A 14,234-nucleotide genomic window follows, 5' to 3' on the forward strand; every position below is an offset into this window, starting at 1 on the left:
GGGCGATTGGTGGGGTATGAGTCGGTGCGGGTCAAGCCGACCCGGGAGCAGGTAAGCCGTGCCGAGGCCCTGTATGCAAGGTTGCGTGCCGACAAATCACCGGTCCCGGCCTGGCGGCGCCTGGAGGCTGGCGCCCGGCCTTTGTTGCTGCCCATGGCCGTAGCCACGGCCTGCCTCGCGGCATTCAATTGGTTGCCGACCCTGGCGGCCCAGGGCCTGACGCTGGCCGGCTTCCTCGGCGTCGGTCTGTTGGCCCAGCGTCGCTTGGGACGACAACTCAAGGAGATCGTCAGCAGCACACCGAACACCTTCGCCGATCCGATCTGCGCCCTGGCCTATAGCGAATCCCTTGGTCCGGCGGCGCAGCTGCAGATGATCCTGGTGAGCGAGGAGGCACGGTTGAAAACCGCCTTGACCCGCCTCAGCGACCTGGCCCGGCAGATGGCGGAAGCGGCGGCCGATTCCAGCCAGTTGTCCAGCCGCACCGAGACCGCTCTTCTGGAGCAGCGAGCGGAAACCGACATGACCGCCGCTGCTATGACCCAGATGGCCGCTTCGATCACCGAAGTCGCCGAGCATGTGCAACACACCGCCAGCCAAGCCCATACCGCCAACCTGCTGGCACAGCAGGGCAGCGAGGTGGCAGGCACTTCCCGTGACGCTATCCAGGTGCTGGCGCGCACGGTCACCCAGATCAACCAAGCGGTTGGGGACCTGGCCGGGCAGACCCAGGACATCATGGTGGCGGCGAGCATGATCCAGGCGATCGCCGACCAGACCAACCTGCTGGCCCTGAATGCGGCGATCGAGGCCGCGAGGGCCGGCGAACAAGGACGCGGGTTCGCCGTGGTGGCCGACGAGGTGCGGGCCCTGGCCGGCAAGACCCGGGAATCCACCGAGCAGATCCAGGGCATCATCCACAGCCTGCGGGCCGGGGCCGACGAAGCGGTGCAGATCGCCAGCCTGGGGATCGAGGAGGCCGAGCAGGGGGTGCAGCAGGTATTGCAGGCGCAGCAGGCCTTGCAAGGCATCGGCGCCGCGGTCGAGCGCATCACCGACATGAGCCAGCAGATGGCCGCCGCTTCGCAGGAGCAGTCCCATGTAGCCGAATCGGTGTCGGAACAGATCAACAGTGTCGCCGCCACGGTGCAGCGCACTGCCGAGAACGCCAGCGCCGGGGTGCTGCGTGGCGCCGAGCTGGAAAACATCTCTTCCGGGCTGCATGCCCTGGTCGAGCGGTTCAACCGCTAGCGACAGTGAGTTCGACTCATGGATGAGAAATACCGCAGGGCCGTCGATGCCGCCGCCATTTTTTCCGAAACCGACCTGGCCGGACGCATCACCTATGTCAACGACCTGTTCTGCCAGGTCTCGGGCTACAGCCGCGAAGAGCTGATCGGCGCCGACCACAGCATGCTCAGCTCCGGACTGCATGCTCCGGAGTTCTTCGCCGGGCTGTGGAGCACCATCACCCGGGGCCAGGTATGGAAGGGCGAGATCTGCAACCGCGCCAAGGACGGTAGCCTGTACTGGGTCGACAGCACCATGGTGCCGCTGGTGGACCCGCGTTCGGGGCGCGTGGTGCGCTATGTCTCGATTCGTTTCGATGTCAGCGAAAAACGCCAGCTCCTGCATTCACTGCAATGGCGGGTCGGGCATGACGTGCTCACTGGGCTGCCGAATCGCGCGTTCCTCTCCGACCGACTGCACCAGGCCCTGGAGTTCTCCCGCCAGGAAGAAATTCCCCTGGCGGTATGCATGCTCGACCTCGATGGCTTCAAGGCGGTCAACGACGGTTATGGCCATGCCTGTGGCGACCTGCTGCTGGTGGAAGTGGCCGCGCGGCTGCGCTCGATCATTCGTGGCGAAGACGTGGTGGCGCGCCTGGGGGGCGACGAGTTCGTGCTGATCCTGCGTTACGTGCGCGACATGCTGGAGTTGCGCGCCGCGCTGCAACGGGTGCTGGCCACCATTTCCCAGCCTTATTCGATCCAGGGCAAGGACATCAATGTCTTCGCCAGTATCGGCGTGACCCTGTTTCCTGCCGACAACCAGGATGCCGACACCCTGCTGCGCCATGCCGATCAGGCCATGTACGTGGCCAAGCAGAGCGGCCGCAACCGCTTCCACCTGTTCGATGTATTGCGCGATCGCGAGGTGATGGTCACCTACCAGACTGTCGAGCAGGTGCGCCAGGCCCTGGATGGCGGACAGTTGCGGTTGTTCTTCCAGCCCAAGGTGAACATGCGCAGCGGGACCGTGGTGGGCCTGGAGGCCATGTTGCGCTGGCAGCATCCGCAGCGCGGATTGCTGGCGGCCCACGAGTTCCTGCCCCAGGTGGAAGAGACCGACCTGATCGTCGATATCGGCGAATGGGTCATGGCTGGCGTGATGGACCAGTTGCAATGCTGGCAGGCCGCCGGCCAGCAATGGCCGGTCAGCCTGAATGTCGCCGCCCGGCATTTCCAGCGTGCGGATTTCGTCGAGCGGCTCAAGGGCATGCTCGATCGTTTTCCGGACGTGTCTCCAGCCCTGCTGGATTTGGAGATCGTCGAGTCGGTGGCCATCGACAACATCCGCAAGGTCAGTGATTGCCTGGATGCCTGCCAGGGTTTTGGCGTGCAGTTCTCCCTGGGCGACTTCGGCACCGGGCATTCGTCCCTGAGCTATCTCAAGCACCTGCGGACCCAGACCATCAAGATCGACCGCTTGTTCGTGCGCGACATGCTCCACGACCAGGACGACCAGGCGCTGGTCCAGGCCCTGGTGGGGTTGGCCCAGGCGTTTGGCCGCCAGGTGGTGGCCGAGGGCCTGGAAAGCCTGGCCCATGGCGAGCGCCTGATGGCCCTGGGCTGCGAGGTGGCCATGGGCGATTTCATCGCCGCGCCGATGCCGGCGGGCGCCGTGCTGGAGTGGGCCCATCGCTATCTGCCGCCGCCAGCCTGGCGCGGCGGCTCTCAGGGCGTGGCCGAGGTTTGCGCGGGCGGGGCGGAATCGACGTAGCGCTGGACGATGGCATCGATTTCGCCGGATTCCTTCATTTGCCGCAGAGTGCCCAGGATCTGTTCGCCCGGTACGGCCGGATCATTGCGCACATAACAGCCCACGGCCTGGTCCTGAACCAGAGCGACCCCATGCAGCGGGTTGTCGCTGGCCTGGGTCTTGTTGAACCAGTCCAGGGTCCACTGGCTGGCGATGGCGTAGCGGTAGCGGCCCACCACCAGCTTCTGCAGTACCTGTTGTTCGTTGCGCGCGTCATCGCGGATCAGCAGGTTGGCGTCGAACAGTGGCTGCAAGGGGGCATAGGTATAGCTAAGGACGGTGCCGATGTGCTGGCGCGGCAGGTCGCCGAGCTTGACGACGGCGGGTATCGGGCTGGTGCTCACCAGCAAGTTGCGCTGGCGGAACAGCGGGGCGCTCCACAGGTAGTCGGCGGACGGGTCCGGCAGCCAGGCAGGGGCGGCGTAGCAGCGCACGTCGACTTCGCCTTGGGCCATGGCCTTCTGTATCCGGGCCCGGGCCAGGACATGGAATTCGGCACGCAGGCCCAGATGCCGGGCCAGGCTGTCCATGGTGTCGTAGAGAATGCCGCCGCTGGGGCGACCGTCCTCCAGCGCGACGGTCGGCATGGCCCAGCTGTCGGCGACGGCGAAGCGCAGGGGTGGCTCCGTGGCATGCAGGCTGCCGCAGAGCAGAAGCAGGGCGCCTGGGGTCCAGCGCATAGAGTCTCCGGGTATCGGCGAGCGGGCAATCCTTGGCAAAAGGCAGCTTAGACAGATTAGACGAGCGCGCCGGATGCAATTTCGCCCTTGCTCCGCTAGCATTACCGGCTTCCGCTTTCCAGTTGCGACGGTTTTCGATGAGTTATCAGGTTCTTGCACGTAAATGGCGTCCGCGCTCGTTCCGCGAAATGGTCGGCCAGACCCATGTGCTCAAGGCTCTGATCAATGCCTTGGACAGCCAGCGGCTGCACCATGCCTATCTGTTTACCGGTACGCGCGGGGTGGGCAAGACCACCATCGCGCGGATCATTGCCAAATGCCTGAATTGTGAAACGGGCATCACTTCCACCCCGTGCGGCACCTGTTCGGTGTGCACCGAGATCGACGAAGGGCGCTTCGTCGACCTGATCGAGATCGACGCCGCGAGCCGGACCAAGGTCGAGGACACCCGCGAACTGCTGGACAACGTGCAGTACGCCCCGAGCCGCGGGCGCTTCAAGGTCTACCTGATCGACGAAGTGCACATGCTCTCCAGCCACTCGTTCAACGCTCTGCTCAAGACCCTCGAGGAGCCGCCGCCCTACGTCAAGTTCATCCTGGCGACCACCGATCCGCAGAAACTGCCGGCGACCATCCTGTCCCGCTGCCTGCAGTTCTCCCTGAAGAACATGACCCCCGAGCGGGTGGTCGAGCACCTGAGCCATGTGCTGGGTGTGGAGAACGTGCCGTTCGAGGACGACGCCCTGTGGCTGCTGGGCCGCGCCGCCGATGGTTCGATGCGCGACGCCATGAGCCTCACCGACCAGGCCATCGCCTTTGGCGAGGGCAAGGTCATGGCCGCCGATGTGCGAGCGATGCTCGGCACCCTCGATCACGGCCAGGTCTACGATGTGCTCCATGGGCTGATCGAGGGCGATGCCAAGGCTCTGCTGGAGGCGGTACGCCACTTGGCGGAGCAGGGGCCGGACTGGAACGGCGTGCTCTCGGAGATCCTCAACGTGCTGCACCGGGTGGCCATCGCCCAGGCGCTGCCCGAGGGCGTCGACAACGGCCACGGCGATCGCGAGCGCGTGCTGGCCCTGGCCCAGGCCCTGCCGGCCGAAGACGTACAGTTCTATTACCAGATGGGCCTGATTGGCCGGCGCGACCTGCCCCTGGCGCCGGACCCGCGTGGCGGTTTCGAAATGGTCCTGCTGCGGATGCTGGCCTTCCGGCCGGCGGATACCGCGGATGCACCGAGACAACCGCTAAAGCCAGTGGGGATCAGCCAGGCCACAGTTGATTCCGCCCAAGCCGTGGCGGCGCCAGCAGCGGTCGCGTCCGTTGCCGTGCCTGTGACCAGCGTGCCGGTCGCTCCGGCTCCTGCCGCACCTCCTGCCGCGGAGCCGTTAGCCGAGCCGGCCGTCGCGCCAACAGCAATACCTGCGCCAGCACCCGAGCCGGCCCCGGCCTCGGTCGAAGCCGCGCCTGAGCCTGAGGCCGTGCAGGCCGAAGAAGTAGTCGACCTGCCGTGGAACGATCCGGTGGAGCCGCCGCTGGAACAACAGCTGGCCGTGGAGCCGATGCTGGATGTCATCGCCGAGCCACCGCAGTTGCCGGCAGTCCTGACTCCGGTGCCGGACAGCGTGGTGCCGGACGTCCCCGAGTGGGCCAGTGCGCCGATGCCCGAGCCGACCGTGGCCCAGGTGGATGCCGCGACCCCGGGGAGCGACCTGGACGATGAGCCACCGCTGGATGAGGACTACATCGAGCCGGACATGGATTCGGCCTACAGCTACCTCGATGAACTGGCCAGCGAACATACCGCCGAGCCGGCCCCGGAACCCGAGCCTGAGCCGGCCGCCATGCCGGCCACCGGCCTGGCCCTGGAGTGGCTGGAACTGTTTCCGAAGCTGCCTATTTCCGGGATGACAGGCAGTATTGCCGCCAACTGCACCCTGATCGCGGTGGACGGCGACCAGTGGCTGCTGCATCTGGATCCGGCCCACAGCGCGCTGTTCAACGCCACCCAGCAGCGCCGTCTCAACGAGGCGCTGAACCAGTACCACGGGCGTACGCTGACGCTGAACATCGAGCTGATCAAGCCCGAGCAGGAAACCCCGGCCCAGGCCGCGTCCCGGCGTCGCGCCGACCGTCAGCGCGAGGCGGAGGAGTCGATTCATGGCGATCCGTTCATCCAGCGGATGGTCCAGGAGTTCGGTGCCGTGGTGCGCCACGATACTATTGAACCTGTCGAGGCCCCGGCCGCGCAGGGTTGAGCATTTAACTTAAAGGGCGCCGGCCAAGGGCCGGGCGCCGTTCTCATCACCATACTTTGAGGTAATTACCATGATGAAAGGTGGCATGGCCGGCCTGATGAAGCAGGCGCAGCAGATGCAGGAAAAGATGGCCAAGATGCAGGAAGAACTGGCCAACGCCGAAGTCACTGGCAAGGCCGGTGGCGACATGGTCAGCGTGGTCATGACCGGCCGTCATGACATCAAGCGCGTGAGCATCGACCCGAGCCTGCTGGAAGGCGTCAGCGACGACGACCGCGAAGTGCTGGAAGACTTGTTCGCTGCAGCGGTGAACGACGCCGTGCGCAAGATCGAAGCCAACAGCCAGGAAAAGATGTCCGGCATGACCGCCGGCATGCAGCTGCCTCCGGGCATGAAGCTGCCTTTCTGATTCGCTGCGGCGTATCGGATTGCAACGAACAGTGCCAGGCCCGGAGCCTGGCATTTTTTTGCCCGTCGATTGGCCCGGCGGGGCCCAAGCGCCCCGTGCGCCACTGCGGCCAGGGGCAGAAACATCGAACACCGGTGCCTGGCCACGGTCTGCACCCTATACAGTCTTGTCCATTCATCGATAACGGAGTGTCTGTGATGCCGCAAACAATGACCCTCAATCAGCGTGTAGTACTGGTGTCGCGCCCCCAGGGCGCGCCGGTTCCAGAGAACTTTCGCCTGGAGCGGGTGGCGCTGCCGGAGCTGGCGGACGGCCAGGTGCTGCTCAAGACCCTGTACCTGTCCCTGGACCCCTATATGCGTGGCCGCATGAGCGATGCGCCATCTTACGCGGCACCGGTGGAGATCGACGAAGTCATGACCGGTGGTGCCGTGAGCCGGGTCGAGCGTTCGCTGAATCCCAAGTTCCAGGAAGGCGACCTGGTGGTGGGCGCCACCGGCTGGCAGAGCCACTGCATCAGCGATGGGCGCAACCTGGTGCCAGTACCGGCGGGCTTGCCCAGCCCGTCCATGGCCCTGGGAGTGCTGGGCATGCCCGGCATGACCGCCTACATGGGGTTGATGGACATCGGCCAGCCCAAGGCCGGGGAGACCCTGGTGGTGGCTGCGGCATCCGGGGCGGTGGGCTCGGTGGTGGGGCAGGTGGCCAAGCTCAAGGGGTTGCGGGTGGTGGGAGTCGCCGGTGGGGCCGACAAATGCCGCTACGTGGTGGAGGAACTGGGATTCGATGCCTGCATCGATCACAAGAGCCCGGAATTCGCCGACGAGCTGGCCCAGGCGTGCTTCAAGGGCGTGGATATCTATTTCGAGAACGTCGGCGGCAAGGTGTTCGATGCGGTGCTGCCGTTGCTCAATGACAAGGCACGCATCCCCTTGTGTGGCCTGATTGCCCAGTACAACGCCCGGGAGTTGCCGGCGGGGCCGGATCGCCTGCCGCTGCTGCAACGCAGCCTGCTGACCAAGCGGGTACGCATCCAGGGGTTCATCGTGTTCGACGACTACGGTGATCGCCAACCGGAGTTCATCAAGGCCATGGCGCCTTGGGTGCGCGAGGGCAAGGTCAAGTTCAAGGAGGATGTGGTCGAAGGCCTGGAGCAGGCGCCGCAAGCGTTCATCGGCCTGCTGGAAGGGCGCAACTTCGGCAAGCTGGTGGTCAAGGTCGCCACCGACGGCAGCATTTGACGCTATCCCGGGGCGCGGGTATAAACCGCGTCTCGTCGTTTTGTCGGACCTTTGCCCATGAGCTTCAGCCCCCTGATTCGCCAACTGATCGATGCCTTGCGCACCTTGCCCGGGGTGGGGCAGAAAACTGCCCAGCGCATGGCCCTGCAACTGCTCGAGCGTGATCGCAGCGGCGGCTTGCGCCTGGCCCAGGCCCTGAGCCAGGCCATGGATGGGGTGGGGCATTGCCGCCAGTGCCGGACCCTGACCGAAGACGAGCTCTGCCCGCAGTGCGCCGATCCGCGACGCGACGACAGCCTGCTGTGTGTGGTCGAGGGGCCGATGGATGTCTACGCGGTGGAGCAGACCGGCTATCGCGGTCGCTATTTCGTGCTCAAGGGGCATCTCTCGCCCCTGGACGGCCTGGGTCCGGAAGCCATCGGCATTCCGCAATTGCTGGCGCGGATCGAAGAGCAGGGCACCTTTAGCGAGGTCATCCTGGCCACCAACCCCACGGTGGAAGGCGAAGCCACCGCCCATTACATCGCCCAGCTGTTGACCGACAAGGGCCTGATCGCTTCGCGGATCGCCCACGGCGTGCCCCTGGGGGGCGAGCTGGAACTGGTGGACGGCGGCACCCTGGCCCACTCCTTCGCCGGACGCAAGCCCATCACCCTGTAACCCGATCCGTCTGCCGGCCCGCCGGCGGACGGTTGCTTGCGCTCTCTTGAAAACCAAGCAAGCGCTTGGTAAGTTTCTCCGACCCTTCAGAGGAGCTTGCCGATGTCTGCCTGCCAGGAATACTTCGATCCCAGCCACCAACTGATCCGTGACAGCGTGCGACGTTTCGTCGAGCGCGAGATCCTCCCCGACATCGAACAGTGGGAGGAGGCTGAGAGCTTTCCCCGTGAGTTGTATCTCAAGGCCGGCGCGGCCGGCATTCTCGGTATCGGTTATCCGCAGGCCCTGGGGGGCAGCCATGAAGGCGATCTGTTCGCCAAGGTGGCCGCCAGCGAAGAGTTGATGCGCAGCGGTTCCGGTGGGCTGGTGGCGGGATTGGGGTCGCTGGATATCGGCTTGCCGCCCATCGTCAAGTGGGCGCGTCCCGAGGTTCGCGAGCGTGTGGCGCCCCTGGTGCTGTCCGGGGAGAAGATTTGCGCCCTGGCGGTAACCGAACCCGGTGGCGGTTCCGACGTGGCCAACCTGCAGACCCGCGCAGTGCGCGACGGCGATCATTATCGCGTCAGCGGCAGCAAGACTTTCATTACCAGTGGCGTGCGCGCCGACTTCTACACCGTGGCCGTGCGTACCGGTGAGCCGGGTTATGGCGGTATCAGCCTGCTGTTGATCGAGAAGGGCACGCCCGGCTTCACCGTGGGCCGGCAGTTGAAAAAGATGGGATGGTGGGCGTCTGATACCGCCGAGCTGTTCTTCGAGGACTGCCGGGTCCCGGTGTGCAACCTGATCGGTGTCGAGAACATGGGGTTCGCCTGCATCATGGGCAATTTCCAGAGCGAACGCCTGGCCCTGGCGTTGATGGCCAACATGACTGCGCAGATGGCTGTGGAAGAGAGCCTGAAGTGGGCACGCGAGCGCGAGGCGTTCGGCAAGCCAGTGGCCAAGTTCCAGGTGATCAAGCATCGCCTGGCGGAAATGGCCACGGCCGTGGAGGTATCCCGGGAGTTCACCTACCGCCAGGCGGCCAAGATGGCCGCCGGCAAGAGCGTGATCAAGGAAATCTCCATGGCCAAGAACTTCGCCACCGACACTGCCGATCGCGTCACCTACGATGCCGTGCAGATCCTCGGTGGCATGGGTTACATGCGCGAGAGCCTGGTGGAGCGCCTGTATCGCGACAATCGCATCCTGTCCATCGGCGGTGGCACCCGCGAGGTGATGAACGAAATCATCAGCAAGCAGATGGGGCTCTAGCCAGGTTCGGGAATCACCAGCGGGCCACGGTCTTCGTCACTGATGAACAGCGTCAGCGACTGCGCCGGTTCAATGGCCCTGGCGGGCGTCGAACCGGTAGATGGCTGCGGCAACCGCTATCGGACTATGCCGAGACGGCCCGCCGGTGGGCCCGGTGCTTGGTGTGGCTGCTGGTATGAGGCGCCGCCCCCGGGGGACGGCATGCCGAGATCAGCGTTCGGTCAGGGAGAACTGGGTCAGGCAGAAGGTCGGGATGCCCATGTCCTCGAGCTTTTGCGATCCGCCAAGTTCTGGCAGGTCGATGATGGCTGCAGCTTCATGGATCTTCGCGCCCATGCGCCGTACCAGGTTGGCAGCGGCGATCAGCGTGCCGCCGGTGGCGATCAGGTCATCGAACATCAGCACCGAGTCACCCTCGCACAGGCTATCGGCATGGACTTCGAGGAAGGCTTCGCCGTATTCGGTCTGGTAGCCCTCGGCCAATACATCCGCTGGCAGTTTGCCTTGTTTGCGAAACAGGATCAGCGGCTTGTTCAGCTGGTAGGCGATGATCGAACCGATCAGGAAGCCCCGGGCATCCATGGCGCCGATATGGCTGAAGTCTTCTTCGACATAGCGCTGGGCGAAACTGTCGGCCACCAGGCGCAGGGCCCGTGGAGACTGGAACAGGGGGGTGATGTCGCGGAAGATCACGCCCGGCTTCGGGAAGTCGATGACGGGGCGGATCAGGGATTTGATGTCGAAGGAGTCGAAGGCCATCTGCAGGTGTCCTGGCGGGCGAAATAAGCCGCGCCAGTATACCCGCGACCGAGCCGCTTGGCTCAGTCGCAGCGCCTGTGGATCAGGCGTCCACCGAGCCGCCGGCCAGGGCGCAGAGCTGGATCGGATCGAGGATGTGGACTTCCTTGCCTTCGGCGGCAATCAGTTCGTTCTGCTGGAAGCGGGTGAACACTCGGGACACGGTTTCCACGGCCAGGCCCAGGTAGTTGCCGATTTCGTTGCGCGACATGCTCAGGCGGAACTGGTTGGCGGAAAAACCCCTGGCACGGAAGCGCGCCGACAGGTTCACCAGGAAGGTGGCGATGCGTTCGTCAGCGGTCTTTTTCGACAACAGCAGCATCATCTGTTGGTCATCGCGGATCTCGCGGCTCATGACCCGCATCAACTGGCGACGCAGCTGGGGCAGCTGCAATGCCAGCTCATCCAGGCGCTCGAAGGGGATCTCGCAGACCGAGGTGGTTTCCAGGGCCTGTGCCGAAACCGGATGGCTCTCGGTATCCATGCCGGACAACCCTACCAGCTCGCTGGGGAGGTGGAAGCCGGTGATCTGTTCTTCGCCGCTGTCGCTGAGGCTGAAGGTTTTCAGGGCGCCCGAGCGGACGGCATAGACCGAGTCGAAGCCATCACCCTGACGGAACAGGAATTCGCCTTTTTTCAATGGGCGGCCACGTTTGACGATTTCGTCCAGCGCGTCCATGTCTTCCAGATTCAGAGAAAGTGGCAGGCAGAGAGGGGCCAGGCTGCAGTCCTTGCAATGGGCCTGGTTATGAGCGCGCAGTTTAACTGGCTCGGACATTCTAGAATCCTTGTGGGAAAGCACACATAAGCCGTAAGGGTAACTCACGGGAGGAGGTTCCGGCCAGTCCGTGCCGTGTTGACGATCAGTCGTAAAGCAATCCTTTAATGGGTCGATAGCCTGTAAACGAAAGCAACTTGGAGAGGCGCGGTTATGTCGTCCGTTGGCGGTATTACTAATGGCAGCAATAACTTGCAGCTGTTTTCTGAGTCCTCGAAAAGCGTTGATGGTGAAGAACTAAGGGTTTCTCCGTTAGTTGCCGAGCCGTTACCTGGGGAGGGCGTCAAAGTGTCGCTGTCCGGAGCCGGGCTGAAGAAATCCTCCAAGGCTGCCGGGGACGACAGCGACATCGAGGAAAGTGGCTTGCCCCAGACTATTCAGCAAATCCTCAAGATGATCAGGAAATTGCAACAACAGATTTCAGAGAAGATGGCCGAGCTACAGGCGGTCATGGCCGACAAGCGTTTGAGCCCCGAAGAAGCCAGGATCAAGGTCGGTGGCCTGCAAGCGGACCTGGCGACTCTGAACAGTGGCTTGCTGTCTGCCAATACCTCCCTGGTCAAGGCGATGAGGCAGGAAAGCCTGACCCCAGAGCAAGTGATGAAGGCCGCTGCGTTGCTGATGAAATCCTAGTGACGCTACGAAAGCGAGCCGGGCTTCGATCATGTCTTGGTGTCGATGTCCGGCAAGTTTTCGTCCCCGTCTTAAATTACCCGGGAAAACCGCTGGCGGTTTTGTTGGCCCAGGTAAGCGTCGAACACCATGCATACCGAACGTACCAGCAGGCGACCTGCCGGCAATACCGTAATGCCTTGGTCGTTTAGTTCGATCAGGCCATCGTCTGCCATCTCCTGCAAGTTTGCCCATAGTTCATGGAAATAACCGCGGAAGTCGATATTGAATGCCTGTTCGATGTTTTCGAACTTGAGACTAAAGTTGCATATCAGTTGTTGAATTATTTCACGGCGCAGACGGTCATCGGCATTGCAAACCAAGCCGCGACTTGTCGCTAGTTGTGCCCCCGCCAAAGTATTTTGATAGTGGGCCAGGTCACTGCTGTTCTGGCAGTACAGGTCGCCGATCTGGCTGATGGCCGAAACCCCCAGGCCGATCAGGTCGCAATGGCCGTGGGTGGTATAGCCCTGGAAGTTGCGTTGCAGGGTCGACTCTTCCTGGGCAATGGCCAGCTCGTCGTCGGGCAGGGCGAAATGATCCATGCCGATGTAGCGGTACCCGGCGGCGGTCAGTTGTTCGATGCTGCGTTGCAGCATCTGCAGTTTTTCCGCGGGGGCCGGCAGTTCGCTGCTGTTGATCCGGCGCTGTGGCATGAAGCGCTCGGGCAGGTGAGCGTAGTTGAATACCGAGAGCCGATCCGGTTGCAGGCTGATGACCTCGTCCACGGTCCGGGCGAAGTTCTCCGGCGTCTGCTTGGGCAGGCCATAGATCAAGTCGATGTTGATGGAGCGGAACTGCAGGGTCCGGGCCGCCTCGATCACCGCGCGGGTTTCCTCCAGGCTCTGCAAGCGGTTGACCGCACGTTGCACGGCCGGGTCCAGGTCCTGCAGGCCGATACTGACCCGGTTGAACCCCAGCTCCCGCAGCAGGCCCATGGTCGACCAATCGGCCTCCCTGGGGTCGATCTCGATACCGTAGTCGCCGGAATCATCATCGAGCAGGTTGAAGTGCTTGCGCAGCAAGGCCATCAGCTGGCGCAACTCGTCATGGTTGAGAAAGGTCGGGGTGCCGCCACCGAAGTGCAGTTGCTCGACCCGCTGGTTCGGGGCCAGGTGGCAGGCGATCAATTGCATCTCCTGCTCCAGCCGCTGCAGGTAGGGCAGCGCGCGGCTGCGGTCCTTGGTGATGACCTTGTTGCAGGCGCAGTAGTAGCAGATGTTGGCGCAGAACGGGATGTGCACGTACAGCGACAGCGGGCGCTGGGCCTTGCGGCTGTCGCGCAGTGCGTGCAGCAGGTCGAAGGCACCGACCTGGCTGTTGAATTGCACAGCGGTCGGGTACGAGGTGTAGCGTGGGCCCGCCAGGTCGTAGCGGCGGATCAGATCTGTGTCCCAACGAATGGCGTCGAGCATGCGGGAATTCCCCCGGATAGGCTGGCAATGCTCGCGAGTCTAGGGGGTAGGGGCTGAAGCCATCTTGATTTGTATCAAGGGTGTTCCCAGGCGGCTGGGGTAGTGCTCCGCGAAGATTTCAGTGGCCCATCAACCAGTGCTGGTGCGGACCTGGCAGGGTCCAGATGCCGAACAGCATGACCAGCAGGCCGCCAGCCAGGCGCACGCTGCGACGGCGCAGCAGGGCCGTGACCCGTTCCGCCGCCAGGCCGGTGGCCAGCAGTACCGGCCAGGTGCCCAGGCCGAAGGCCAGCATCAGCAGTGCGCTGTCCAGGGCATTGCCCTGGCTCGCCGACCACAGCAGGGTGCTATATACCAGGCCGCAGGGCAGCCAGCCCCAGAGTGCGCCGAGTACCAGGGCCCGCGGCAGGCTGGACACCGGCAGCAGGCGACTGGCCAGGGGCTGGATATGTCGCCACAAGCCCTTGCCCAGGGCTTCGATACGGGTCAGGCCGCTCCACCAGCCGGCCAGGTACAGGCCCATGGCGATCAGCAGCAGCCCGGCCAGGGTGCGCATGAACAGGGCCACGGGGCTGTTGGCCACCGCCCAGCCCGCCAGGCCCAGCAGCAGGCCGGCCAGGGCGTAGCTGAGGATGCGCCCCAGGTTGTAGGCCAATAGCAGGCGCAGGCGCCGCCCACGTTGTTCCTGGGGGATGGCCAGCGTCAGTGCGCCCATCAGGCCTCCGCACATGCCCAGGCAGTGGCCGCCGCCGAGGAGGCCGAGGATCACTGCGGAAACCAGCAGCGGGGCCAGCTCAAGCATGGGGCGGTTCCGATTTCTTGGCTGGATCCTGCTCGGCGGCCGGTTGGCCCTTGGCGGCATCCACCGCGGCGGTGTGGCTTGGATCCTGGTCGTCGAACAGGATGCTGTGGGCCGGGCCGTCGAGGTCGTCGTACTGGCCGCTGTCGACGGCCCAGAAGAAGATGTAGATGGCGATGGCCACGATCAGCAGGGCGGCCGGGATCATCACGTAAAGAGCTGGCATCTGGA

At 64.1% G+C, this 14,234-nt stretch carries 14 protein-coding genes; 8 read left to right on the top strand and 6 right to left on the bottom strand.

Annotation, left to right across the window (positions count from 1 at the left end; translation table 11 throughout):
* Positions 1-153 precede the first annotated feature (153 nt).
* On the top strand, positions 154-1,251 hold the full coding sequence (locus AC3WK8_RS23795; RefSeq protein ID WP_371857878.1) for a methyl-accepting chemotaxis protein: 1,098 nt from the start codon (positions 154-156) through the stop codon (positions 1,249-1,251).
* 18 nt (positions 1,252-1,269) lie between these two features.
* Entirely contained in the window at positions 1,270-3,003 is a 1,734-nt protein-coding gene (locus AC3WK8_RS23800) for a putative bifunctional diguanylate cyclase/phosphodiesterase (RefSeq protein WP_103326002.1), read from the top strand.
* On the opposite strand, the gene AC3WK8_RS23805 is transcribed toward AC3WK8_RS23800, so the two are convergent.
* On the bottom strand, positions 2,958-3,722 hold the full coding sequence (locus AC3WK8_RS23805) for a substrate-binding periplasmic protein (RefSeq protein WP_103326003.1): 765 nt from the start codon (positions 3,720-3,722) through the stop codon (positions 2,958-2,960). The genes AC3WK8_RS23800 and AC3WK8_RS23805 overlap by 46 nt on opposite strands.
* Before the next feature lie 137 nt (positions 3,723-3,859).
* Between AC3WK8_RS23805 and dnaX the strand changes: the two genes are divergently transcribed.
* The 5 genes from dnaX (at position 3,860) to AC3WK8_RS23830 (ending at position 9,541) form a co-directional block, all read left to right on the top strand.
* Positions 3,860-5,980, top strand: coding sequence for a DNA polymerase III subunit gamma/tau (gene dnaX / locus AC3WK8_RS23810; RefSeq protein ID WP_103326004.1), 2,121 nt, complete (start codon positions 3,860-3,862; stop codon positions 5,978-5,980).
* Positions 5,981-6,050: 70 nt separating this feature from the next.
* Positions 6,051-6,389 carry a YbaB/EbfC family nucleoid-associated protein gene (locus AC3WK8_RS23815; RefSeq protein ID WP_031321305.1) on the top strand — a complete coding sequence of 113 codons (339 nt, stop codon included), beginning with the start codon at positions 6,051-6,053 and terminating at the stop codon, positions 6,387-6,389.
* Positions 6,390-6,586: 197 nt separating this feature from the next.
* Positions 6,587-7,630: an NADPH-dependent curcumin/dihydrocurcumin reductase gene (gene curA / locus AC3WK8_RS23820; protein WP_103326005.1), complete on the top strand. Its 1,044-nt coding sequence runs from the start codon at positions 6,587-6,589 to the stop codon at positions 7,628-7,630.
* Between the two features lie 57 nt (positions 7,631-7,687).
* On the top strand, positions 7,688-8,290 hold the full coding sequence (gene recR, locus AC3WK8_RS23825) for a recombination mediator RecR (RefSeq protein ID WP_022643314.1): 603 nt from the start codon (positions 7,688-7,690) through the stop codon (positions 8,288-8,290).
* 102 nt (positions 8,291-8,392) lie between these two features.
* Positions 8,393-9,541: an acyl-CoA dehydrogenase family protein gene (locus AC3WK8_RS23830; RefSeq protein ID WP_103326006.1), complete on the top strand. Its 1,149-nt coding sequence runs from the start codon at positions 8,393-8,395 to the stop codon at positions 9,539-9,541.
* A gap of 210 nt (positions 9,542-9,751) precedes the next feature.
* Here AC3WK8_RS23830 and AC3WK8_RS23835 read toward each other — a convergent pair whose 3' ends face one another.
* On the bottom strand, positions 9,752-10,300 hold the full coding sequence (locus tag AC3WK8_RS23835; protein ID WP_103326007.1) for an adenine phosphoribosyltransferase: 549 nt from the start codon (positions 10,298-10,300) through the stop codon (positions 9,752-9,754).
* A gap of 82 nt (positions 10,301-10,382) precedes the next feature.
* The gene (gene fnr, locus AC3WK8_RS23840; RefSeq protein ID WP_022643317.1) at positions 10,383-11,117 is read right to left on the bottom strand and encodes a fumarate/nitrate reduction transcriptional regulator Fnr; all 735 of its coding nucleotides are present in this window, start codon (positions 11,115-11,117) and stop codon (positions 10,383-10,385) included.
* 153 nt (positions 11,118-11,270) lie between these two features.
* Between fnr and AC3WK8_RS23845 the strand changes: the two genes are divergently transcribed.
* A complete protein-coding gene (locus tag AC3WK8_RS23845; RefSeq protein WP_103326008.1) occupies positions 11,271-11,750 on the top strand; it encodes a hypothetical protein in 480 nt (159 codons plus the stop codon).
* A 71-nt stretch (positions 11,751-11,821) separates the two neighbouring features.
* Here AC3WK8_RS23845 and hemN read toward each other — a convergent pair whose 3' ends face one another.
* The 3 genes from hemN to ccoS form a co-directional block, all read right to left on the bottom strand.
* On the bottom strand, positions 11,822-13,204 hold the full coding sequence (gene hemN, locus AC3WK8_RS23850) for an oxygen-independent coproporphyrinogen III oxidase (protein WP_053135988.1): 1,383 nt from the start codon (positions 13,202-13,204) through the stop codon (positions 11,822-11,824).
* 118 nt (positions 13,205-13,322) lie between these two features.
* A complete protein-coding gene (locus AC3WK8_RS23855; RefSeq protein WP_022643320.1) occupies positions 13,323-14,006 on the bottom strand; it encodes a sulfite exporter TauE/SafE family protein in 684 nt (227 codons plus the stop codon).
* Complete coding sequence (ccoS, locus tag AC3WK8_RS23860) at positions 13,999-14,229, bottom strand: cbb3-type cytochrome oxidase assembly protein CcoS (protein ID WP_031321309.1); 231 nt, start codon at positions 14,227-14,229, stop codon at positions 13,999-14,001. The genes AC3WK8_RS23855 and ccoS overlap by 8 nt, the downstream gene beginning before the upstream one ends.
* Positions 14,230-14,234: the final 5 nt, after the last annotated feature.

Source organism: Pseudomonas sp. FW507-12TSA (assembly GCF_058781435.1).

Coding starts and splice junctions, on each gene's coding strand:
- ccoS (WP_031321309.1), bottom strand. CDS start 14,229: ATGCCAGCTCTTTACGTGATGATCCCGGCCGCCCTGCTGATCGTGGCC.
- AC3WK8_RS23830 (WP_103326006.1), top strand. CDS start 8,393: ATGTCTGCCTGCCAGGAATACTTCGATCCCAGCCACCAACTGATCCGT.
- hemN (WP_053135988.1), bottom strand. CDS start 13,204: ATGCTCGACGCCATTCGTTGGGACACAGATCTGATCCGCCGCTACGAC.
- AC3WK8_RS23805 (WP_103326003.1), bottom strand. CDS start 3,722: ATGCGCTGGACCCCAGGCGCCCTGCTTCTGCTCTGCGGCAGCCTGCAT.
- recR (WP_022643314.1), top strand. CDS start 7,688: ATGAGCTTCAGCCCCCTGATTCGCCAACTGATCGATGCCTTGCGCACC.
- AC3WK8_RS23845 (WP_103326008.1), top strand. CDS start 11,271: ATGTCGTCCGTTGGCGGTATTACTAATGGCAGCAATAACTTGCAGCTG.
- fnr (WP_022643317.1), bottom strand. CDS start 11,117: ATGTCCGAGCCAGTTAAACTGCGCGCTCATAACCAGGCCCATTGCAAG.
- AC3WK8_RS23795 (WP_371857878.1), top strand. CDS start 154: ATGGCCGTAGCCACGGCCTGCCTCGCGGCATTCAATTGGTTGCCGACC.
- dnaX (WP_103326004.1), top strand. CDS start 3,860: ATGAGTTATCAGGTTCTTGCACGTAAATGGCGTCCGCGCTCGTTCCGC.
- curA (WP_103326005.1), top strand. CDS start 6,587: ATGCCGCAAACAATGACCCTCAATCAGCGTGTAGTACTGGTGTCGCGC.
- AC3WK8_RS23835 (WP_103326007.1), bottom strand. CDS start 10,300: ATGGCCTTCGACTCCTTCGACATCAAATCCCTGATCCGCCCCGTCATC.
- AC3WK8_RS23800 (WP_103326002.1), top strand. CDS start 1,270: ATGGATGAGAAATACCGCAGGGCCGTCGATGCCGCCGCCATTTTTTCC.
- AC3WK8_RS23815 (WP_031321305.1), top strand. CDS start 6,051: ATGATGAAAGGTGGCATGGCCGGCCTGATGAAGCAGGCGCAGCAGATG.
- AC3WK8_RS23855 (WP_022643320.1), bottom strand. CDS start 14,006: ATGCTTGAGCTGGCCCCGCTGCTGGTTTCCGCAGTGATCCTCGGCCTC.